The organism is Marinobacter sp. PE14 (assembly GCF_053566155.1).
The window spans coordinates 514,326-536,526 of the sequence record NZ_JBQXNY010000003.1 but is presented as its reverse complement, the minus strand read 5'-3'; the positions used below and the strand labels follow the sequence as shown (position 1 = coordinate 536,526).

Genomic DNA, 22,201 nt, shown 5'->3' with positions numbered 1-22,201 from the left:
CTTGAGGCATTGCCCTGACCCCACATTCATAACAGGAGCAACCATCAGATGAGCTTTGCATTCGGTATCGGTATCGGCACCCAGAACAACCAGGGCGAGTGGCTGGAAGTGTTTTACCAGCAGCCGGTCATGACACCCGATAACACCCTGATGGACGTCATCTCCAACGCTCTTGACTACAAGGGTGGCAACCAGGCGATCAGCGCGACCGCCGAGCAGCTCAGCCAACTCGCCAACGCCCTGCGTCAGATCGGCCAGACAGGCCAGGCGTCACTGGCGGACAAAGCCGCCGCCAGCAAGCGTCCGGTAGTCGTCACCGTGCTCGAAACAGATGACACCGCGTCCAGCACGCCCGAGGTTTACCTCAAGCTTCATCTGATTTCCCATCGCATGGCGAAACCCCACGGATTGAAGCTGGACGGCATTTTTGGCCTGCTGCCAAATCTGGCATGGACCAGCGAAGGCGCGATCGACCTGAACGAACTTTCCGACCGCCAGCTTCAGGCTCGCCTGGAAGGCCGCACACTGGAAGTCAAATCGGTGGATAAATTCCCGCAGATGACCGATTACGTGGTACCGAAAGGTGTCCGCATTGCCGATACCGCCCGGGTTCGCCTTGGCGCCTATGTGGGCGAAGGCACCACGGTCATGCACGAGGGCTTTATCAACTTCAACGCCGGCACCGAAGGCACCAGCATGATCGAGGGCCGTATTTCCGCCGGCGTCATGGTTGGCAAGGGGTCTGACCTGGGCGGTGGCTGCTCCACCATGGGCACCCTTTCCGGTGGTGGCAACATCATCATTGCCGTCGGAGAGAACTGCCTGATCGGCGCCAACGCCGGTATCGGCATCCCGCTGGGCGACCGTTGCAAGGTTGAGGCCGGGCTGTACATTACCGCTGGCACCAAGGTTGCCCTGCTCGACGACAACAACGAGCTGGTTGAAGTGATCAAAGCCCGCGATCTGGCCAACCAGACAGACCTGCTTTTCCGCCGTAACAGCCAGACTGGCGCAGTGGAGTGCAAAACCAACAAGTCCGCCATCGAGCTGAATGAAGAGCTGCATGCAAACAACTGATTCCCCGACCCTCGAACTTGCCGTTGACCTGATCCGCCGGCCGTCTGTCACTCCAGACGATGCCGGCTGTCAGGAACTGATGATGTCGCGCCTGGCGCCTCTGGGCTTCACCGGCGAGAACCTGCGCTTTGCCGATACCGATAACCTCTGGGCCCGAAAAGGCTCCGAGGGGCCGGTGCTGGCCTTTGCCGGCCATACCGACGTTGTTCCGACCGGACCGGAGAAGAACTGGTCGCATCCGCCCTTTGATCCTGTGATCAGGGACGGCTATCTCCTCGGCCGTGGCGCTGCGGACATGAAGGGCAGCCTGGCTGCCTTCATAACCGCGTGCGAACGCTTCGTTGCCAGCTACCCGGACCATCGGGGCTCCATTGCCCTGCTGATCACCAGTGACGAAGAGGGGCCAGCCCAACACGGCACGGTCAAAGTGGTGGAAACTCTTGAGGCCAGGAACGAAAAGATCGACTGGTGCCTGATTGGCGAGCCGTCCAGCACCCGAGAAGTGGGTGATGTGATCAAGAATGGTCGACGGGGCTCCCTGCATGGTTATCTGACAGTGCATGGCGTTCAGGGCCACGTAGCCTATCCGCATCTGGCCGAGAACCCGGTTCACCTGGTTGCGCCTGCTATGGATGCGCTGGCAAAGGAATTCTGGGATAACGGCAACGACTTCTTCCCGCCAACCACGTTCCAGATCACCAAACTGGAGGCCGGTACGGGCAGCAACATTATTCCCGGTGAATGCCTGGTGCACTTCAACTTCCGCTACTGCACGGAAAACACCGCAGAAAGTCTGGAGGAACGGGTGGTAGCCATCCTGGACCGCCACAACCTGAAATACGATCTGCAGTGGCACCTCAGTGGCCGTCCGTTCCTTACGGACAAGGGCGCACTCGTGTCTGCCAGCCAGAGCGCCATTCGCACGGTGACCGGCCGGGAAACCGAACTTTCAACCTCCGGCGGCACATCGGATGGCCGCTTCATTGCGCCTACCGGCGCACAGGTGGTCGAACTTGGCCCCATCAACGCAACAATTCACAAAGTGGATGAGTGCGTAAAGGCCGAAGATTTGAATACCCTGTCCGACATCTACGAACAGATTCTGATCGAACTGCTGGCGTAAGCGGCGGGAGTCGGGGTCAGATGAAAACGGGGTCAGATGAAACTTTCATCTGACCCCGTTTTCATCTGACCCCATTTTCAGTAGTGAGGCGGGGGTGTTTCTTCCTGCTCCGACTTGATGTTGGACGGTGAAACATCTTTCAACTGCTTGTTCAGCAATCGCTTGGCCTCCCACAACTCACGGATATCCATTTCCTGTTTGGCGACCTGTTCGCTCAGGGTATTGATAACGTCGTCCTGAAAGGCCAGCCGTGTTTCCAGCTCGTCCAGTCGGGTTTCCAGATCGTTCTGGCTCATCGGGTATTGGTACTCCCCTGGATAGTTCTCTCTAGAATGTGATCGATGACACTGCTTATCCCGTTGCTTGGTCAGCGCTCGGGATAATCTGGTATCATGCCGCTTTTGCCCGCCAGCACTCCCGTTTTTCGGGGTACTGTCGGTTTTCACCGGCCGGATGTGCGATGTTACCCGATATCCGGTTTTTATCGTTAGCGTTACAAGAATGGAGAAATTTCAGTCAATGCGTAATCCATCCAAAGCGATCCTTTTTTCTCTCCTGATCGCCATCCCCGCACCGCTGGTGCTCGCCCTGCTGCTGTCTTTTACACCAGAGCCACTTCGCCTGATCGCTGCAGGTCAGCTTATTGAGGCCCTCGGTAGCACTCGTGGCATCGCCGCCTACATTATCACGCTGATCGTTTTCGGCATTGCGGGCTTCCTGGCCATTGCGCTTTCAGTCAAGAAACCGGCCGAACAGCAAAGCCCATCCCGGCCGAGCAACCGTGCCCCCAGCCAGAACCACAACGACGATGATGATGGCTATGACGAAAGCAGCCCTGAGGGTGATGAAGAAGGCACCGTAAAGTGGTTCAACGTGAAGAAAGGCTTCGGCTTTATCGTGCGCGACAGCGGTGACGAGGTATTTGTTCACTTCCGTGCGATTCGTGGCCGCGGACGCCGGGTGCTGCGACAGGGTCAATTGGTTCGCTTCAATGTTGTGGAGGCAGACAAGGGCCTTCAGGCCGACAACGTATCCATACTGAGCGATTGAATCGCCCACTGAAAACAAAGAGGCAGCCCAAGGGCTGCCTCTTTCAGTTCCAGGCGACCTGTTGCTCGCCCCGGTGGTCCAGACGCCACCATTTCTCATCCTCTACCGGCTCGCCCTCTTTCCAGTCTCCCGGACTGCAGCGAATTTCGGTATCCATGGCACGCCAGGCGCTGCGGGCGCAGTCCAGATCACTGTTCCAGGGCACCCTCGGCCCCTCAATCACCAGAGAGGTAAAACGCTTGCCGAAAGCGCCGGGATAGAGCGATATTCGAACCCTGTCGCCTTCATAACGCGCAAAACCCTTGATCACGCTCGCCACGTCACTATCATTCAGTTCCAGTTGGCCCACATGGTTTTCAAGCCACCCGGAAACCGCCCCCGGCTCCAGATCACGAATGTATATTTCCAGATCCTGCACCCGCTGAATCTCCATCCTGCTGATTACAATGCAGCACATAGTGAACCGGCCCGGGTCGCGCTGCAACCTGGCGCTCCAGTTCCCGGCGCAAATCTTCATTGCAAAGCTGACGCAACGTGCCTGCCGCTTGTCGCTCGTGCCAGGCCACTTCCGCTGCCACCCGGTGGAGCTGTATCTCTCCCAGCGACGTTTCAATATCTTCGAGCGGCTCCTTGCGCGCAAGCGCCACCAGGGACTGGCGCCTCAGTGTGTCTGCCTGTCCTGCCAGGGCGACCGCGTCAGTTGGGCCTCTGCGGGCAAAAAGATTGAGCCTTGCAGCCGCCCGTTCCAGCCACTGAAGCATTCCCCCCGGCGTGCTGACGCAACGGCTTTGGCGAGAAGCAGCAAACCGGATCACCGAGCGGGGAATCTGGATATTCCATTGCTTCTCCATGGCGGCCTGATGTGCCGTTAAAATGGCCTGTCGCTGGACCACGCTCGTAACAGGCATGTCAAAGATGTCGAGGCTCCGGCCCAGGCGGTGCTGAAGTGAGGTAGCTGAACGGCTTTCTGTGGGCTCGCCAGGACCCAGCAAAAGTATTGGGCCCGACCAGTGCAGTACGAGCGCTGACGCAAGCCCATCAGGGAGATCCATCAGCGCAACCAGGTCAGCAGGCGAGACATTGTCCAGCACAAGAACTGGCCAGCGCGAGCCGCTATCTCCTGGAGCACTTTCCAAAATGCGCTCGGGCAGCACCGGAAGATCACTGGCCATAATCTCCGCTTCACGCCTGAGATCCAACTCGACGTAATCCTGCTCCAGTGCCGGAAGCAACGATTGCAGCCAGGCCGTCTTGCCCGACCCACGCTCGCCACGCACCCAGATCATGGCTGACGAAGACGCCGCGAGACTGATCGCGACATCTTCAGCCAGTTCAACCCATGCCGAGTCAGCCACTACCACGGGCGCTCTCTGGAATTCATCAATCGGCGCCGGCTCCCGCTCATCGGAAGGATCTGGCCAGCGAGCAACCAGCTCAAAAACCGCCACATAGGCTTTTTGCTGCAACCGGTCCGCGTTCCGAACGAGCGCCTCCAGCAGGTGCGACCAACCAAGCCATGGCGAATCGCTGGTTTCCCGGGCCGCCGCAAACCAATACACCAGTTGGGAAGATAATTGCCCTTCGCCACCAACTTCCGTCACGATCGGTTGTTCGCACTGAATGGTGCGGGTAAGTTCATCCATATCCATGCCGCAGCCGCGCAGAAAGCGGGCAATAGCAGGCGCGGAGTCCAGCAGAGCAAGCAGGTAGTCTTCAACGGTAATCACCGAGCCGCCCCTGCGCTCAACGCTCTCCCGGGCTCGTAATAATGCGGTCTGGCACTGGGGATCCAGGCATCCTTGCCAATCGTCCATCAAACTTCTCCATGTTCTGAATGCATCATCCTGATGCGAACGCTATATTGCGGGCCGCCATTATAGCATTTTCGACGCTTCGCAGCGGCCCGCCTCAACACTTACCAGGTCCCGGTGTTTTCCATGCTGGCCCAGGGCTCTTTCGGTGGCAGCGCGTCGCCTTTCTGCAGAAGCTCGATAGAAACATTATCCGGGGTGCGGATAAAAGCCATATGTCCATCACGGGGAGGACGATTAATCGTTACACCATTGGCTTTAAGGTGCTCACATAGTGCATAAATATCATCCACGCGGTAGGCAAGATGGCCAAAATTCCGACCGCCCGTATATTCCTCCGGATCCCAGTTGTAGGTGAGCTCGATCATCGGTGCCCTGTCTTCACGGGCGCGCGCCTCGTCGTTGGGTGCAGCCAGAAACACCAGGGTGAATCGACCTTTGTCGCTGCTTTTACGACTGATCTCGACCATTCCCAGCAGGTCGCAAAAAAAATGGAGGGTCTCATCCAGGTTGCTTACCCGGATCATCGTGTGAAGATATTGCATGAAGCCTCCTTCAGAACTGTATGGATCATCGTGTCTTGGGGACAGTTTACGGTATTCTGGCCGTATGGATGCAAAAACAGCCCACTACGCGACTTCAGAGCTGACCATGCCCGCCGTCAGGCACCTTGCCTGGCTATGCCGGGCGCCCCAGCTGCTGCAGTCACCACTAACATTTGAGCCAAGCCGTTCCCTCAGCGGAGATGTTGACGAGCGACTCCAGGCGTGGGATCGCAATCCGGAAATGGCACCTCCGCTGCTGAGCGAGACGCCACCAAAGCGGCTCGGATTTTACTTTGAACAGCTTTACCGGGTATTACTTGAAGATCTTCTGGGCTGGGACATTCTGCTTCAGAACCGGCAAATCCAGTCCAACAATCGAACCATCGGCGAGCTGGATTTCGTGGTGCACAATCGTTCGGAGGATCGCATCGAACACCATGAAATTGCCATCAAATACTATCTGGGGGTTCCGGAGCAAACCGGAAGAACACTCTGGTACGGCCCTAACGCAAAAGATCGGCTGGACCTGAAAGCAGACCGCATGCTGAACCTGCAAAGCCAGCGAACCAGATTGCCCGAAGCCAGGGAACTGCTCGCCGAAGCTGGAATCGACGAACCCGTGACGCCCCGCATTTTCATGCCGGGCTATCTGTTTTACCCGAAAGAGACCCGGGCAATAGCGCCCGAGTCAGTGCCTGCCAATCACCTTCGCGGACACTGGTGCTACATCTCACAAATCGAGTCGCGGGACATCCACGGCTGGGTGGTGTTGAACAAACCCCACTGGATTGGACCGTGGCGCCAGAGCGAGCCACCCGCAACGGATGCCGTGACGACCGCACTGAACACCATTGAGCGGCACAGCATCCCCCAGTTATTCGCTAAACTCGAAAAAAACGCCAGTAGCAGGCTATGGCAGGAGACCGATCGGATGTTTGTTGTGCCGGATAGCTGGCCGTAATCAACAATCAGGCATCCATCAAGGCTGTTGCCCAGTCGGGCAGTCTTTCCTGTAGAGAACGCCAACGCCCCTCTTCCCAAACCGCAACACGCACATAGGGGTGATCGAGACTGGAGTTATCCACAAGATGCAATTCGTCGACAAGACCAATGCACTGGCGGAGATTCTCAAGAGTTCTCGGAATCCGGGACTGGATCTTGGCCTCGGGGACACTATGGCCGCCGGACTTCACCCGCGAGGCAACCCGCGCCTTGTTAAGCTCTGCCAACTCCAGGTGAAAATAGAACAGCCGAATACGAAACCCTGCCGCCTTTGCAGCCCCGACAAAATCCACCTTGGAAGGATGGGAAAAGACCGTTTCAAAACAGAATGTCTGACGCTCCTCAATCAGGCGGAACCGTTCTCTTTCGGCAACAAGCGCCGCTTCGTAACTGTGCTTTTCAGGAGCATCGGGCCAGACACTTCTGGCGATGTTATCGGCATTCACCAGCGGGATTTTGCGACGAGCCAGAAACCGCTCATAGAAAGTTGTTTTCCCCGCCCCATTGCCGCCAACTAACAGCCAGAGTTCAGGCTGCGTTGTCACGGTCACTCAGTGCCTCAAAACGCCCATTGCGAAACTGGCCGACTTCTCGGCTGCCGTCCGGATAGATCGCTTCCAGATAGCCGGATTTCTCGCCAGAGGCCTGGTACACCGTTCGCCCCCGGCCGATAAAACGCCCCAGATCACCGCTTTCTCTGGACTGATCCACCTCGGCCCAGAGTTCATCGCTGGAAACAGAGTCAGCTACCACCGGCTCGACCCGAACCTGGCGAATACCCTGCACAATGGCAATCAAATCCTCGGCACTCACATCGCCGGCAACAGCACGCCCGATTTCGGCCCAATACTCGATCTGCTTGGGTGTTGAGCGCCGATTGACTGCGCCCTCGGCGGCGGCGTGACGAACGAGCGAATCGTCGAGACGGACGGCGGTGGTCATGGTTACCTCCAGGGAAGATATCTGTTTTACACTGCAAATTATGGCACTTGTTGCATTTCGCTACAACTGGGGCGAAACGTTGCAGATAACCAGGCGCCGGCTAAAAAGTTGACCCGCCCATCATTCTGCTGCACCCTAATCTGGTTTCATTATGCAACCGGAGAGAACAAGTGAGCGAATACAAGAACCGAGCCGTCGTGCTCAAAAAACGCCCACAGGGCGAAATCCAACAAGGCGATCTCGTTTTGGAAGAACGCCCTGCCCGCTCCCCCAACGAGGGAGAAGTTGTTGCTCAAGTGCTCTGGCTTTCACTGGACCCCTACATGCGTCCACGCATGAACGATGCCAAGGGTTACATGGACCCCATTGGCATCGATGAGCCTATTGTCGGCGAGAGCGTTGCACGTGTAGTGGAATCACGTTCAGACGACCTGAAGGTCGGCGACCTGGTTACCTGCTACTCCGGCTGGCAGGAATACGTCACCTTTCCGGCCGATGCGCCGATGGTTTACAAGATTCAGCAACGGGACAACGTACCCCTGCAAACCTACCTTGGCGTTGCAGGCATGCCAGGGCGCACCGGTTATTGCGGCCTGATGTACGTCGGCAAACCAAAAGCCGGCGAAACCGTGGTTGTCTCGGCAGCCTCCGGCCCCGTGGGCACTGTCGTTGGCCAGACCGCAAAAACAGAGGGTTGTCGGGTGGTTGGCGTTGCCGGCGGGCCTGAAAAGTGTGATTTCGTGGTCAATGAGCTGGGCTTCGACGCCTGCGTTGACTACAAGGCGGGCAACCTGGAAGCGGATCTTAAAGCAGCCTGCCCCGACGGCATCGACATCTACTTTGAAAACGTGGGTGGCGCCGTTACGCGCGCCGTTGCCCCATTGTTGAACGACGGTGCCCGGGTGCCTATCTGCGGTTTTGTCTCTGCCTACAATGCAAAAGATATGGCCAGCGTGGAGACTCCCTTCCACGTGCTTGGCGCGCTTGATCCGGCTCCCGAGCATCGTTTTTTCCTCGTGACCGAGTGGCAGGATCAGCATCAGGAAATCACAAACATCCTGGCCTCACGGATTGCCTCTGGTGAACTGAAGTACCGGGAGACCGTGGCCGAAGGCCTGGACAATGCCGTTGATGCCTTCAAGGGCATGCTCAAGGGACAGAACTTCGGCAAGCAGCTGGTTCACATCGCAGACTGACTGCAATACCTGAGACGCGAGTGGGCTGTGTGAATCAGTCGGCGATCTTCAGGAGCACCTTCCCGGTGTTCCTGTTTTCGGCCACATAGGCCATCGCGTCTTCCACCTCTTCTATCGGCCAGGTGCTATCAATCAGAGGCTCAATCTGACCAGCTGCGAGCAACGGCCAGACATGCCGGAAGAGCGCCTGCATCACCTCGCCCTTATCCTCGACCGTGCGTGAGCGAAGGGTGGAACCGATCAGGCGCTGGCGTTTGATCAGCATAAGGCCCAGATCCACCTCGGCCATCCGGCCGCCCATTAGTCCGATGAGCACAATTCGGCCATCTACGTTCAGAATTCGCTGATCTTCAGCAATGTAACTGCCGCCAACCGGGTCCAGAACCATGTCGACGCCACCCCAGGCCGTAACGGCATCGACAAAGGAACCTTCATTCCGGTTCCAGACACCGCTGGCTCCCAGATTGCGGCAGATTTCCAGTTTGGCGCTATCACCGGCAGTGGCAAAAACCGGGTTTCCAAAGGCGGTCGCCAATTGGATGACCGCGGTTCCAAGACCACTGCCACCTGCATGCAGAAGCACCCGCTCGCCCGGCTTCAAGGCCGCTTCGTGATAGAGATTCAGCCAGGCCGTCGCGAATACTTCCGGTATGGCCGCGGCTTTCTCCAGAGATAATCCTTTGGGGACTGGCAGTACCTGCACCGCGGGCACCACCACGCGGGTGGCGTAACCGCCGCCGGTCAGCAGGGCGCAGACTTCATCGCCGGGCTTGAAGTGGATAACACCGGATCCGACCGAAGCGATGCGACCACTGACCTCTAGCCCGAGAATATCGGATGCTCCCGGGGGAGGAGGATAGACGCCAGCCCGCTGCATGAGATCCGCACGATTGATGGCTGTCCAGACAACCTCGATTTCGACGTGGTCTGCGGGCGGCTCGCCCGGCCCTTCCCAGGGCTCCCAGCCTAGATTGCCCCCGGTTACCTTGATTGCTTTGATCATGTATGACGTCTCGGCCTTGCTCATATGGGCACAGGATACCCCAAGTTTTCCGAGCATTGCACAAATGACGCGATGACATGATCAGTCGGTAACTTCCAGGTTGGACAGCCACACACTCTGATAAGGTTTCAGGGTGATCGAGCCGGACAGATCATCAATCGTCATCCCGGAAATCAGATCCAGCCAATGATCGGTGCCGATGAGATTGATGTCGCTCAGGGCTACCTGCTGCACCTCGTTACTGATGTTGTGAATGCAGAAGATGGACTGGTCCCGGCGCATACTCTGGCGCCAGAAACCGAACAGCTGAAGCCCGAGATGCAGGGTGAACTGGGTGGCGTTCGGGTGAAACGCAGGTTGTTTACGCCGAATGGCGATCAGCCGTTTCAGCTCCCGGAACGCCTTGCTGTGATGGCTCAGGGGATCTGCGAGCTTCTGCTCCAGAGTATCCAGTTGCCACTGGCTGCGGTTAATGGATCGAAGCCGACCGGTGTGCTCGACCCGCTCCAGATCGTTCTCAGTCGCCAGTAGACTGTGAATGTAGAAGGCCGGAATCCCCTCCAGCGCCAGCATCACAGTATGAGCGCAGACGAAGCGCTGCAATTGCCAGTGATCCCGGCCCGACTCCGCCGTGCCCTGGAGTGCGTCGTACAGGGCTATATTGATTTCGTAGGGCTGGTCGCGGCCATCCGGAGTGCGCCGGTACGAGACCTTGCCGCCGAAGGAATCCATGGTGTTGATCAGGCGCTGCTTCTCTTCCTCAGTCAGCAGACCATCCGTCGGCCGCATACCGACGCCATCGTGGGACGCAATGAAGTTCAGGTACGTAGTGCCCATCTGCGCTGGCGGCATACTCATCAGCCAGGTTTTCAGGTGCTTGCAGTCACCGGTAACCAGGGTATTGATAAGCAGGGGCGGCAGGGAAAAGTTATAGATCACATGGGCTTCGTTGGCGTTGCCGAAATAGGTGAGATTTTCCCGGTTGGGTACGTTGGTCTCGGTAATCACCACCGCATCCGGGCTGTGGTGCTCAATCAGCAGGCGCAGGATCTTGATCAGCTCATGGGTTTGCTGCAGATGGATGCAGGGCGTGCCCGGCTCCTTCCAGAGAAAGGCGACGGCATCGAGCCGGAAGATGATAATGCCACGCTCCAGATAGCGCCTGATGATGGCCGCGAACTCGATGAGCACGTTGGGGTTGGCAAAATTCAGATCAACCTGATCCTCACTGAACGTGCACCAGACATAACGCTCGCCGTCATCGGTCTGAACCGGATTCAGCAGTGGCGAAGTTCGGGGCCGCACGACGGCACTCAGATCATCTTTGGGATTACCTTCAAAGAAATAGTCCTTTCCCGGGTCTACCCGTTTGCGGAAATTCTCGAACCAGCGGCTGCGGGCTGACATATGGTTGATCACCAGGTCCGCCATCAGTTTGTAATCCCGGGCAATGCCCTCGATATCCTCCCAGTTTCCGTGGGACTCGTTGACGGCCAGATAGTCCATGACCGAGAAACCGTCGTCGGAGCTGTAGGGGAAAAACGGCAGAATGTGCACTGACGAAATAGAATCTGACAGGCAATCCCCGAGGAAACGATGCAATGTCTGCAGTGGCTTTTCGTCCGCCCGCTGAACCGTGTCGGCATAAGTAATCAGCACCACATCCGACTCGTCCCAATTATTCTGGTGCGCAGGCGGCGGAGCCTGGTTGGGCTCCAGCGCCATGGTGGTCAGCAACTGCTCGGCCAGAAAGTCACAGTCCAGCTCCGGATAGACGACATCCAGCATGGAAACCAGCTTCGCTTTCAGAGGCTGGGTCATGGCCGGAATTCCTCATTATCCAGCTCCACGGCCTCCAGCAACTGCTCCTTGATGTCCGGAATAGCACTTGTGACCCGGTTCCAGCTGGGAATGAAGGGCGTATCCATCGGATTATCCAGGAAATAGGCGCCAGCCCGCATCACATTCTGGGCAAACAGCTCTACCGCCTTCTCTTCCTTATGCCGATCAAAGTTCAGACCGTTAATGATGGCGTCGTTCTGGTAGGTCTCCACGAAATCAAGGGCAATCCGGAAATAGGTGGCCTTGATGGTCCGGAATTTCTCGCTGGAGAAAATCTCACCGTTAGTCGCCAGCTTGCGGAACAGGGCCTTGGCGATGTCCATGCTCATCTTCGAAAGCCCTTTGCTGGCATCCTCTGGCGACAACTCCCGATGCTTGTGATCATAGACATCGGCAATATCCACCTGGCACAGGCGGTTGGTGGCGTAGTTGCGCTTCATCTCCGACAGCACGCCGATCTCCAGCCCCCAGTCGCTGGGAATGCGCAGATCATTGATCACATCCGTACGAAAGGAGAACTCCCCGGCCAGTGGGTACCGGTAACTGTCCAGGTAATCCAGGAAATCGTTGGGGCCGCAGACCTTCTTCAGCGATCGGATCAGCGGTGTCACCAGCAGGCGGCTGACCCTTCCGTTCATTGTTCCGTCTGCTACGCGGGCGTAGTAGCCTTTGCAGAACATGTAGTTGAAGCCGGGGTTGGCCACAGGATAGATAAGGCGGGCCACAAGGTCCCGGGAATAAGTAAGAATGTCGCAGTCGTGCAAGGCAACGGATTTGCTGACACCGGATGCCAGTACATAGCCAAAGCAATACCAGACGTTTCGCCCTTTGCCCATTTCCGTCGGTGCCAGGTTCTGCTCCCGAAGTTTCAGGTCAATGTTCCTGAGTCGGGGCCCGTCGTTCCAGAGCACCTTGAAGTTCTGGGGCAGGTCCGAGAAGTACTCCAGAGCGTGGCGATATTGTTCCTCGTTGGCGCGATCCAGGCCAATCACCACCTGGTCCAGATAAGGCAACTTTCCCAGCTCGTGCACAATATTTTTCAGGGCCGGCCCTTCCAGCTCCGAGTACAGGGAGGGCAGCACCAGCGACATGGGCCGGGTCTTGCGAAAACCCATCAGCTCCGCTTCGAGCTCCTCTACCGGACGCCGAACCAGGTTATGAAGGGTTGTGATAATGCCATTCTGGTAAAAGTCGCCCATGGCGGCTCTCCTTTTTTATACCCGCACTCGAACGGGTCAGTACCCGTACTCAAACAGGAGATTGAGTACGCACTCATTCCAGCCTTCGGGGCCGGGCTTGAGGGAGCGAATGGCGTGCTTTGCCGAAGGCAACCGAACCTCTTCGCTTTTTACACCCCGGATCACCACCGGTATATCCGCCGATTCCAGCATCTGCTGGTCGTTGGGGCTATCACCCAGGGCAATGGCCAACACTGGCCCATCGCCATACTGCTCCCGGTATTGCTCTTTGTATTTGTTTAGCAAGAACCGGGCCCCATCGGCTTTATCAAAAATACCCATGGCATGGAGGAAACGTCCGCCCGCTACCAGACGGAGATCCTCGGCACTCAGAGCCGCTTCAAACTCCACCAACTCCTGCTCGGAGCCCTGCCAGATCAATGGTTCGGTACCCAGCCGCTCTTTGGCCCGCCCGGCCGCTGCCGGATCCAGGCCGGTCTCCGCTGCCAGTTCATCGGTAGACATGTCGGCAAAGCCCCTGAACCGCGCGCCCTTCCCCCGCTGCGCGTCCAGCACCTCAAGGACGCGTTCCCGGCTTGCACCAAAATTCACCACTTCTTCTTCCTCATTGGCTAGGGCGTGGGGCGGAATAACTACGGCTGCACCGTTTTCGACAATGAACGGATCGTTATTCCCAAGTTCTTCCCTCAAAGCCCGGATCTCCGGCATGGTTTTGCTGGAGTTAAGCACCAGGGGAATATTGGCTGCCTTCAGCCTTTCCAGGGCGGGGCCCGCCGCGTGCCAGCGGTATTCGTCGTGGTCTAGCAGGGTGCCGTCGAGATCTGAGAAGAGGATCAAATGGGGTCTGGCCATGGCCGGTCTCCGTTAGGCCTCGCGAAACTGCGAAAGGCCGAGGGAATGGTCCTCGGCCACGTTGATTAGAACATCAGCCCTAACAGGCATTTCAGTGAGGCAGGCACGGGTAACCCGTTCATAGTGCATAACGAAGCGGCCGACTTCTTCGTCGGTCATAATGCGCAAATCCTGTGCGCCTCCATAGGGCTTGCCACTTTCTGGTGCGTTGCGGATTTTATTCGCCAGCTTTTGCTCCTGGAGTCGACGCCATTCAAGAACACACTCCATAGAGGGAGCCTTCAACATGACCAGAAAATCGATTTCATCAAAAAACTTCCGGTATTCCCCTTTCAACTGATCGTTAACATAGCTGCGCCAGACACCGTCCAGGTCCTCGTTCTCCTCCAGAGGATTCATCGGCCGGGCGAGCGCACTGTCTTTCTCCGGTCGCGCATCCAGGCACCAGCCCTCCAGAAGAATGACCTCGGCCCTTCCCCCGAAGACAGGCCACTGATCCCGAGGAACCCGGTCGTCCCTGGACTTGTCGAAGGCAGGAATCGGGGTGACATCTTCAGGCGCTGCACTGCGCAAGCGGTTCAAGACCTGTTGCCCAAGCGCCACGCCGTGGGTTCCAGGCACACCACGGGTTTTAAACAACGGGTGTACCCGTTCGGCGAGGTCCTGACGCTCGGCTCTGGTAAGGTAAATGTCATCCAGAGAAAAATTGGCCGCAGACCGGTTGCGGTGCCGGAGCAGAATTTCTCGTAAAAAGAGCGTCAACGTAGACTTGCCCGTACCCTGGGCTCCGTGAATACCAACCACAATGGGTTGCTTTTCCGTATCATGGAGCGCACAGATTCGGTCTGCGAGCGGCAGAATGGTCTTTTCTACCGTTTTGGCATAGGCCTCGGGCAGGCCTTCCTGCTGAATCAGGGCACTGATGGTTTGTTCTAGCGAGCGATCAGACACGTTGGGTTTCCAGTTCAATGGATGACTTAAGAGAGACGGCAGCAGAATTCATACCAATGGGAGTATAGGCGTTTTATGAGTGGCAACGATTTTCGAATAGAGCATCGCTACCTAGAGCTCCCGGACAGTTTTTATACCCGGGTTCAGCCCTCACCACTAAAAGACGCAAAGATGGTGTGCTTCAACCACAAGCTCGCGGAACAGATGGGCTTTCGCGCCGATTCCGAATCGGAGTGGACCGGCGTGGGTGCGGGATCGGAGTTACTTGAGGGTATGGACCCTGTGGCCATGAAATACACGGGCCACCAGTTCGGTGCCTACAATCCCGACCTGGGCGACGGCCGTGGCCTGCTATTGTGGGAAACCGTTGGCCCCGATGGACGACGCTGGGACTGGCACCTCAAAGGCGCCGGTATGACTCCCTACTCCCGTTTCGGGGATGGCCGGGCCGTGCTTCGCTCCACCATTCGCGAATACCTGTGCAGCGAGGCCATGCAGGGACTTGGTATCCCGACCACACGGGCACTGTTCATGGTGAGCGCCAAAGACCCGGTGCGCAGGGAATCCATCGAGACGGCGGCTGCACTGGTGCGCGTGGCTCAAAGCCATATTCGCTTCGGACACTTCGAGTTCGCCGCTCACCACGAAGGGCCTGAAAGCGTAAAGACTCTGCTTGAGCATGTGATCTCGCTGCACTTCCCTCATCTGATCAACCTGCCGGATGACGATCGATACGCCCGCTGGTTCGAGGAAGTGGTGGAACGCACGGCAAGAACGATTGCGGACTGGCAGGCAGTCGGCTTCTGCCATGGCGTGATGAACAGCGACAACATGTCCATCATCGGCGACACCTTTGACTATGGCCCTTTCGCATTCCTCGATGATTTCGATGCCCGCTATATAAGCAACCATACCGACCAGGGCGGGCGCTACGCGTACAACCGTCAGCCTCAAGTCGGGTTTGAGAATTGCCGCTACCTGGCCACAGCCCTGCTCCCGGTAATGGAGGAAGACGACGTGCGCCGGGGGCTTCGCCGCTATGAAGTGGCCTACAACGAGCGCTTCCTCCAGAACATGCGAGACAAGCTTGGCCTCGTCATCGAGGATGAAGCGGACCTGAGCCTGATCATGGATACCTTCAGCATGATGCACGAGCACCATGTCGACTACACGGCCTTCTTCCGGGCGCTGTCCAATCTTCACAGCCATGGCCATGGGCCGGTGCGGGATCTGTTTGTAGATCGCAGCGTGGCAGACCAGTGGCTGGAGCGTTATGAGGAGAGACTCCTGAACGAAAGCCGCGCTCACGATGAGCGGGAATACGCCATGCGCCGCGTGAATCCAAAGTATGTGCTGAGGAATTACCTGGCCCAGCAGGTCATCCAGGAAGCCCAGAACGGGGACTACGAACCGATGAAGGCACTACTGAAGGTTCTTGAGCGGCCCTATGACGAGCAACCGGAGAGCGAGGCTTACGCGGCATTGCCGCCTGATTGGGGCAAGCACCTGAATATCAGCTGTTCAAGCTGAGGTAGCTGCACCAGCCAACGAAAAAGGGCCGGACGATGTACTCGTCCGGCCCTTTTGTTTTTTTCGGCAACCTACCGAGATCAGACCGCCTTGGCAGCAATGATCTTCTCGTGCCATTCGGCAGGACCTGTCTGGTGCACAGACGAGCCGCGTGAATCAACGGCGACTGTGACCGGCATGTCTTCGACCTCGAACTCGTAAATGGCTTCCATACCCAGTTCCGGGAAGGCGACCACTTCCGCGTGCTTGATCGCCTTGGACACCAGGTAGGCGGAGCCGCCCACGGCCATCAGGTAGACCGCACCGAATTCCTTGATAGCGTCGATGGCTACCTGGCCACGCTCGGCTTTACCGATCATGCCGGTAAGGCCGGTCTTCTCGAGCATGGTGTGGGTAAACTTGTCCATTCGGGTCGCAGTCGTCGGGCCTGCAGGACCAACGACCTCTTCGCGCACCGGATCAACAGGGCCCACGTAATAAATGAAGCGACCTTTCAGATCGACTGGCAGTTCCTCGCCTTTCTCGATCATGTCGACCATCTTCTTGTGGGCAGCATCCCGGCCGGTCAGCATCTTACCGGAGAGCAGGACAGTTTCGCCCGGCTGCCAGTCCTTCACGTCTTCCGGGGTCACCGTATCGAGGTTCACGCGACGCACGTTGTCGCCCACTTCCCAGGTGATTTCCGGCCAGTCTTCCAGGCGCGGCGGCGTCTGCAAGGACGGTCCGGTGCCATCCAGAGTGAAATGCGCGTGGCGAGTCGCAGCACAGTTCGGGATGATGGCCACCGGCTTATTGGCAGCGTGCGTCGGGTAATCCTTGACCTTAACGTCCAGAACGGTGGTCAGGCCACCCAGCCCCTGGGCACCGATACCGAGATCATTCACCTTATCGAACAGCTCAAGACGCAGTTCCTCGGCTCTGTTCGACGCACCGCGCGCTTTCAGGTCGTGGATATCGATCGGATCCAGCAGGGATTCCTTGGCCATTTCCATCGCCTTTTCGGCGGTACCGCCAATACCAATACCCAGCATGCCAGGCGGGCACCAGCCAGCCCCCATCTGCGGAACCATTTTAAGAACCCAATCTACAACCGAATCGGACGGGTTCAGCATCGCGAACTTGGACTTGGCCTCTGAACCACCACCTTTGGCAGCCACGTGCACTTCAACCGTGTCGCCCGGAACCATCTTGTAGTGGATGATGGCCGGCGTGTTATCACCGGTGTTCTTACGCTTGCCGTCCGGGTCATCCAGAATAGAAGCGCGCAGCACGTTGTCCGGATGGGTGTAGGCGCGACGCACCCCTTCGTTGATCACATCATCCAGGGGTAGCTCGCAGTCCCACTGAACGTTCATACCAATGTTGACGAATACCGTCACAATACCAGTGTCCTGACACAAGGGCCGATGACCTTCCGCACACATGCGCGAGTTGATCAGGATCTGGGCCATGGCGTCCTTCGCCGCCTGGGACTCTTCCTTTTGGTAAGCCTCATACACACCATCAATGAAATCTTTCGGATGGTAGTAGGAAATGAACTGCAGCGCGTCCGCTACGCTTTCAATCAGATCGTCCTGGCGGATTACGGTGGTCATAGGCGCCTCATCAGCTTGATATCGTTATGTCGTGTCATCAAAAATCGGGATGCGAAAGTTTACCAGAAAATCGCTTTGGCGAGTGATTCGACAGATGACGAAGCAGTCATAAAAAGCCGTGAAAAACGGCACAAGAAAAAGGTACCATCCTAACCAAACTAGAATAACACCGCAGGAGCCAACTTGACTGACCTCGTCCTTACCGAAATCAAAGCCAGAACTCTCATCGTTCGGCTGAACCGGCCAGAGCGCAAGAACGCCCTCACCCACGCCATGTACACCGCCATGGGCGATGCTCTGGAACAAGCCAGGGATGATGCCAACATCCGGTGCGTACTCTTTACCGGCAGCAGCGAGTGCTTCACCGCCGGCAACGACCTGGGCGAATTTGCCGCCGGCTTGCCCGGTGATTTCGAACAAACGCCCGTAGGCCGCTTTCTTTTGTTACTGGCCAGCGCAACCAAACCCGTGGTGGCGTCGGTCAATGGCGCGGCAGTCGGCATTGGAACCACCATGTTGCTGCACTGCGATCTGGTATTCGCCGGCAACAACACGGCATTCCAGATGCCGTTTGCCAGCCTCGGCCTGTGCCCCGAAGGTGGCTCCAGCCTGCTACTTCCCACCTGGATTGGCCGGGTGCGCACCGCGGAGCTACTGATGCTTGGTGGTGCCTTCTCCGCGGAAGAGGCGCTTCAACTTGGCCTGATCAACCGCGTTTGCGAACCTGAGCAGACCGAAGCCAATGCCTTCGACGCCTGCCAACGGCTCACTGAAAAAGCCCCGGCAGCGATTCGAGCCACCAAAGCGCTTCTTAACAAGCCAACCCTGGAAGCGCTCCGGGATACCATGCTGGAGGAGGGACAGCTGTTTGCGCAGCGGCTGAAATCCCCGGAAGCCGCCGAAGCCTTCCGGGCCTTCATGGAAAAACGCGCACCGGATTTCTCGCGCTTCGAGTAAACCTCGACTGCGCCTCAATTTCCCCGTTGCCGGACCTCGACAAACCGGTATCCGGCAACTATTTTTCTCAAAGGCCGAACTCCAACTGTGCGGGGAGGATTCAATCCAGAAGAATCACACTTTTGGCTGATCAACACTTGCCATACTGTCGCTATAGTCAGAGATACAGAAATTGGCTTACAGCGCTGGCTACAATTTCAGACAACAGTTTAAGCAGAACAGGCCACTGACAACGGGCTTACCGGATCAGACCGGCCCCGTCAGCTGCCGAACATAACGACACAACAACAGGAAAAGGTTCCACCCATGTTCAAGAAAACTCTAATAAGTCTTGCCGTGGCGTCTTCCGTTGGACTTACAGGCTGCTTTGATAGTGGCGAGACGGGGGCGAATGCCAATCCGGACTACCAGATAGAAGATACGACGATTGATAAGTCGATTGTTCGTCCGATTTATGATCCCAACCCGATTGCTTCCGATCCGAAATTTCCGATCAATGCCGACCTGATTCTGTTGTTGGGCGCGACTCAGAGCGCTAACTATGACTTTACAGGGCTCTCTGGCGGCACTTCTCCGGCCGATGATGCGGTCAACGATCTTTCCGGCTTCTCTACCTCCGGTGCTTTCACACTGAAGTTTGACGGTGAGCTGAATCCAGCAACCGTGATGGCAAACGCAACAGTATTTTTGCTCCCGCTTAACGTTGGTCCTGCAATTGAGTCGGCTCCTGAGGCTCTTCCGAACACCAACCCAACCAGCATCGTTGCAAGTAATCCTTTTGGTCAGGGACTGGGACTTGAACAGCCGAATTTCCGTGCAGACGTTGTTAGCGTAGATGGTGGAGTGAACAACGCTGTACGTGTTGTACCGCTTGAGCCACTTACGGACGGTCAGAAATATCTGGTTGTTGTCACTGATGATGTTCAGGGCGCAAACGGTAAACCCATTGAGCGCTCAGTGCAGGATGTCGCGCTCGCGGATGGCGTGCTCGGTAACCCGGCACTTGCCAATGTGAAAACCATTTTGCAGACTGCTGATCAACTGGCGAACGGATTCCTTGCGCAAATGCAGACAGGCTCTGAGTCTGCGCTGGCTTACACATTCACAACCAACTCTGACACCGACGTCCTGCGGGCGATGATGGCGCCGGCGGCAGTTGCATCAGGACTGGGGCAAAAGATTGGCTTCACTGCCCAATTGAAAGCCATCAGAGACAACTACCCCACTCTCAACTTCTCTCAACTTACAACAAAGCTTGGTGAAATCACCGAGATTGCCGGCCAACTCGGCGCTGGCCAACTTGACCCGTCAACACTGACTGCGCAGGAGCTGGCCGCCGTTACGGCATTGTCCAACGTGCAAGATGTTTTAACGGCTGACGGAACCCAAACTCCGCAAACGACGCTGACGCAGGCAATTGTTCCGGAAATCGGGGACACGATTCACCTGCCAGTACCGCGCCCTTCTTTCTTCTATCCGAAAACTGAGGCGGCAGATCTGGCAACCATACAGGGTCTGGCCGCACAGGACCCTACAAACCCAATTGCTCAGGCGGCAGCCCAGGTTCAGGTCCATCAGGGCGCGATCACCCTGCCCTACTACCAGAGTCTTCCGGGCGAAACCGGAGCCGGAATTGTCACAGGCAGCTGGACAGGCAACACAAGCATGGAAGCCGGCCTGAATGAGAATCTGACTCCGGGCGACACAATTTTCTCCTTCCTTCGTGATATCGACGGCACACTGAATGTGAATGGCTACTTCCCATTCCCGCAGAAAAAAGCCGATACCACCGTACCGGTCGTGGTGTTTAATCCTTCAACGGATTCGCGCCCAGCTTCTTGCGTCGATCAAGACCCAACGGGAGGATTTAAGCCCAATGGCGTAACTATTTTCCAGCATGGCATTACCGTAGATCGGAGTGTCTCAATGCTGCCGGCCATTCTGTTGGCACAAAGTGCCTGCCAAGCGGTTGTAGCAATCGATCAGCCTCTGCACGGGCTTGCTGGAGCTAGCGTAGGCAGGGTTGCGGGCCTATCAGAGCTTGACGAAGCGACTTTGACAACAACCGTACAGGCTACGATTCAGGGGCTTGAGGCCCAGAACAATCCAGCCCTCGCACCCGTCATCGCACAACTCAATGCGCTGATTTCTGCTGACTACATCGGTGAGCGGCACTTTGGGTACACCGCAAATGCATCTCTGCAGCCGGTACAAGCCCCTCTGGCTGACATCTCATCAGGTAGCCTGTTTATCAATCCGCTCAACATGATGAACAGCCGCGATAACCTGCGCCAGGGTGTCGTTGATCTCCTCAACGTTGCAGCATCAATCCAAACCTTTGACGTTAATGGCGACTTTCAACCCTTTGATCTCGTTGGTCCGGGAATCAATGTTAACTTCATCGGCCACTCTCTCGGCGGCATTTCTGGAACCGTTTTCTCAGCGTTGGCCAACAGCAGCCTGAACGGAGTGCTGAATCAGACCTATCAGGATGCTGGGGCTCCTCTTGATAACTTTACGTTCCCGACCCTTGGCTCAGTCGTTCTCCACAACACGAGCGGCCAAGTAACTCGCCTGATTGAGAACTCGCCGGCCTTCTCCGGCCAAGTTCTTGGTGGACTGGCTAACGCAGGTGTAACCCAGGGAACCTCTGCCTTCGAGAGCTTCTTCTACGTGTTCCAGTCGATCTCTGATGCTGGTGATCCGGTGAACTTTGCCAAGGGGCTTGGCGCCTCTACAAGCAATCTGCTAATCACGGAAGTGGTGGGCGACAGCACCGTACCAAACGAAGCCAACGTCAATCCGCTTAGCCCGGCATTCTCGGCACCGCTGGCTGGCACAGAGCCACTGATGGCACTGGTGGATCTGGGAGCAGGCGGCACCAACCTTGCAGATGATGCCGACCTGAACCTGCTTCAGGGCGAAGACATCTCAGGCTCTGCCGCCACACCGGTCGCTGTATTCTTTGATGGCAGTGACCCATGCTCTACCGCAAATCATGGCACTTTTGTAGCGCCTCAAGCGCCAAATGATGCTTGCCCGGGTGGGTTTGCCGTTACCAGTGATGCCTTTACGGTAATGGTCACTCAAACAGCCCAAGTGCTCAGCGGCGGCAGCGTGCCAGCTTCTCCCAACAACATCGATGCACTGGGAACCAGTCCGACTCTGGCCAACGCACTCGATCAGGATGAGCAAGCTGCTCCGTAAGGATTAGCTGCTGCCTACCAACCAAGCCCCGGCATCGCCGGGGCTTTTTTTTGGATGCCCGACATGGGTCAGAGACTAACAATCAACATATCGAAGAGCCCCACACCCCAAGACTCTTGCAGCGATGCAGAGGCTCTCATTATCGAGACAAACATAAATTATGAGGATGGTTGACGGCGCTCAGATAGCCAAAGGGGGCAGTCGTGCAGCAAAGGAAGGGTAGATAAAAAGCAGGGATTTGCCCGCTTTAAGAGTGGCTAGATGGCGTTCTTACTTGAGTTCAACGGCATAACTAATAGCAACCAAAAACGCCGCACTC

At 56.9% G+C, this 22,201-nt stretch carries 20 protein-coding genes; 8 read left to right on the top strand and 12 right to left on the bottom strand.

Features of this window, described 5'->3' with window-relative positions:
• The first annotated feature begins 48 nt into the window (after positions 1-48).
• Both dapD and dapE read left to right on the top strand, forming a co-directional pair.
• The gene (gene dapD / locus ACWJ62_RS13145) at positions 49-1,077 is read left to right on the top strand and encodes a 2,3,4,5-tetrahydropyridine-2,6-dicarboxylate N-succinyltransferase (protein ID WP_008170392.1); all 1,029 of its coding nucleotides are present in this window, start codon (positions 49-51) and stop codon (positions 1,075-1,077) included.
• On the top strand, positions 1,064-2,200 hold the full coding sequence (dapE, locus tag ACWJ62_RS13140; RefSeq protein ID WP_449286583.1) for a succinyl-diaminopimelate desuccinylase: 1,137 nt from the start codon (positions 1,064-1,066) through the stop codon (positions 2,198-2,200). The genes dapD and dapE overlap by 14 nt, the downstream gene beginning before the upstream one ends.
• A 77-nt stretch (positions 2,201-2,277) precedes the next feature.
• Here dapE and ACWJ62_RS13135 read toward each other — a convergent pair whose 3' ends face one another.
• On the bottom strand, positions 2,278-2,496 hold the full coding sequence (locus tag ACWJ62_RS13135) for a SlyX family protein (RefSeq protein ID WP_449286582.1): 219 nt from the start codon (positions 2,494-2,496) through the stop codon (positions 2,278-2,280).
• 223 nt (positions 2,497-2,719) lie between these two features.
• Here ACWJ62_RS13135 and ACWJ62_RS13130 point away from each other — a divergent pair, with 223 nt between their 5' ends.
• Positions 2,720-3,250 (top strand): cold-shock protein, encoded by a 531-nt coding sequence (locus tag ACWJ62_RS13130; RefSeq protein WP_449286581.1) that lies wholly within the window; start codon positions 2,720-2,722, stop codon positions 3,248-3,250.
• Between the two features lie 43 nt (positions 3,251-3,293).
• Here ACWJ62_RS13130 and ACWJ62_RS13125 read toward each other — a convergent pair whose 3' ends face one another.
• From ACWJ62_RS13125 to ACWJ62_RS13115, 3 genes are all read right to left on the bottom strand, one after another.
• Positions 3,294-3,668, bottom strand: coding sequence for a hypothetical protein (locus ACWJ62_RS13125; protein ID WP_449286580.1), 375 nt, complete (start codon positions 3,666-3,668; stop codon positions 3,294-3,296).
• Positions 3,640-5,064, bottom strand: coding sequence for a hypothetical protein (locus ACWJ62_RS13120; protein WP_449286579.1), 1,425 nt, complete (start codon positions 5,062-5,064; stop codon positions 3,640-3,642). The genes ACWJ62_RS13125 and ACWJ62_RS13120 overlap by 29 nt, the downstream gene beginning before the upstream one ends.
• Positions 5,065-5,165: 101 nt before the next feature.
• Positions 5,166-5,606: a VOC family protein gene (locus ACWJ62_RS13115; protein WP_449286578.1), complete on the bottom strand. Its 441-nt coding sequence runs from the start codon at positions 5,604-5,606 to the stop codon at positions 5,166-5,168.
• Positions 5,607-5,670: 64 nt separating this feature from the next.
• Between ACWJ62_RS13115 and ACWJ62_RS13110 the strand changes: the two genes are divergently transcribed.
• Entirely contained in the window at positions 5,671-6,567 is an 897-nt protein-coding gene (locus tag ACWJ62_RS13110) for a DUF1853 family protein (protein ID WP_449286577.1), read from the top strand.
• Between the two features lie 7 nt (positions 6,568-6,574).
• On the opposite strand, the gene ACWJ62_RS13105 is transcribed toward ACWJ62_RS13110, so the two are convergent.
• Both ACWJ62_RS13105 and ACWJ62_RS13100 read right to left on the bottom strand, forming a co-directional pair.
• Positions 6,575-7,153, bottom strand: coding sequence for an AAA family ATPase (locus ACWJ62_RS13105; protein WP_449286576.1), 579 nt, complete (start codon positions 7,151-7,153; stop codon positions 6,575-6,577).
• Positions 7,137-7,550, bottom strand: coding sequence for a TA system antitoxin ParD family protein (locus ACWJ62_RS13100; protein WP_449286575.1), 414 nt, complete (start codon positions 7,548-7,550; stop codon positions 7,137-7,139). The genes ACWJ62_RS13105 and ACWJ62_RS13100 overlap by 17 nt, the downstream gene beginning before the upstream one ends.
• A gap of 170 nt (positions 7,551-7,720) precedes the next feature.
• Here ACWJ62_RS13100 and ACWJ62_RS13095 point away from each other — a divergent pair, with 170 nt between their 5' ends.
• On the top strand, positions 7,721-8,746 hold the full coding sequence (locus ACWJ62_RS13095; protein ID WP_449286574.1) for an NADP-dependent oxidoreductase: 1,026 nt from the start codon (positions 7,721-7,723) through the stop codon (positions 8,744-8,746).
• 34 nt (positions 8,747-8,780) lie between these two features.
• Here ACWJ62_RS13095 and ACWJ62_RS13090 read toward each other — a convergent pair whose 3' ends face one another.
• The 5 genes from ACWJ62_RS13090 to ACWJ62_RS13070 form a co-directional block, all read right to left on the bottom strand.
• Positions 8,781-9,749 (bottom strand): NAD(P)H-quinone oxidoreductase, encoded by a 969-nt coding sequence (locus ACWJ62_RS13090; protein WP_449286573.1) that lies wholly within the window; start codon positions 9,747-9,749, stop codon positions 8,781-8,783.
• 81 nt (positions 9,750-9,830) lie between these two features.
• Positions 9,831-11,570 (bottom strand): sugar phosphorylase, encoded by a 1,740-nt coding sequence (locus tag ACWJ62_RS13085; protein ID WP_449286572.1) that lies wholly within the window; start codon positions 11,568-11,570, stop codon positions 9,831-9,833.
• A complete protein-coding gene (locus ACWJ62_RS13080) occupies positions 11,567-12,790 on the bottom strand; it encodes a glycosyl transferase (protein WP_449286571.1) in 1,224 nt (407 codons plus the stop codon). The genes ACWJ62_RS13085 and ACWJ62_RS13080 overlap by 4 nt, the downstream gene beginning before the upstream one ends.
• 36 nt (positions 12,791-12,826) lie before the next feature.
• Positions 12,827-13,642, bottom strand: a complete 816-nt coding sequence (locus tag ACWJ62_RS13075; RefSeq protein WP_449286570.1) for an HAD-IIB family hydrolase — start codon at positions 13,640-13,642, stop codon at positions 12,827-12,829.
• Positions 13,643-13,654: 12 nt separating this feature from the next.
• Positions 13,655-14,593 (bottom strand): hypothetical protein, encoded by a 939-nt coding sequence (locus ACWJ62_RS13070; RefSeq protein WP_449286569.1) that lies wholly within the window; start codon positions 14,591-14,593, stop codon positions 13,655-13,657.
• 75 nt (positions 14,594-14,668) lie between these two features.
• Between ACWJ62_RS13070 and ACWJ62_RS13065 the strand changes: the two genes are divergently transcribed.
• Positions 14,669-16,123 carry a protein adenylyltransferase SelO gene (locus ACWJ62_RS13065; RefSeq protein WP_449286568.1) on the top strand — a complete coding sequence of 485 codons (1,455 nt, stop codon included), beginning with the start codon at positions 14,669-14,671 and terminating at the stop codon, positions 16,121-16,123.
• Between the two features lie 80 nt (positions 16,124-16,203).
• Here the strand turns inward: ACWJ62_RS13065 and ACWJ62_RS13060 are convergent, their stop codons facing one another.
• On the bottom strand, positions 16,204-17,718 hold the full coding sequence (locus ACWJ62_RS13060) for a fumarate hydratase (protein ID WP_449286567.1): 1,515 nt from the start codon (positions 17,716-17,718) through the stop codon (positions 16,204-16,206).
• Between the two features lie 183 nt (positions 17,719-17,901).
• On the opposite strand from ACWJ62_RS13060, the gene ACWJ62_RS13055 reads away from it, so the two are divergent.
• Both ACWJ62_RS13055 and ACWJ62_RS13050 read left to right on the top strand, forming a co-directional pair.
• Entirely contained in the window at positions 17,902-18,675 is a 774-nt protein-coding gene (locus ACWJ62_RS13055) for an enoyl-CoA hydratase (RefSeq protein WP_449286566.1), read from the top strand.
• A 306-nt stretch (positions 18,676-18,981) separates the two neighbouring features.
• Positions 18,982-21,882 carry an MECDP-synthase gene (locus ACWJ62_RS13050; RefSeq protein WP_449286565.1) on the top strand — a complete coding sequence of 967 codons (2,901 nt, stop codon included), beginning with the start codon at positions 18,982-18,984 and terminating at the stop codon, positions 21,880-21,882.
• The last annotated feature ends 319 nt before the right edge of the window (positions 21,883-22,201 follow it).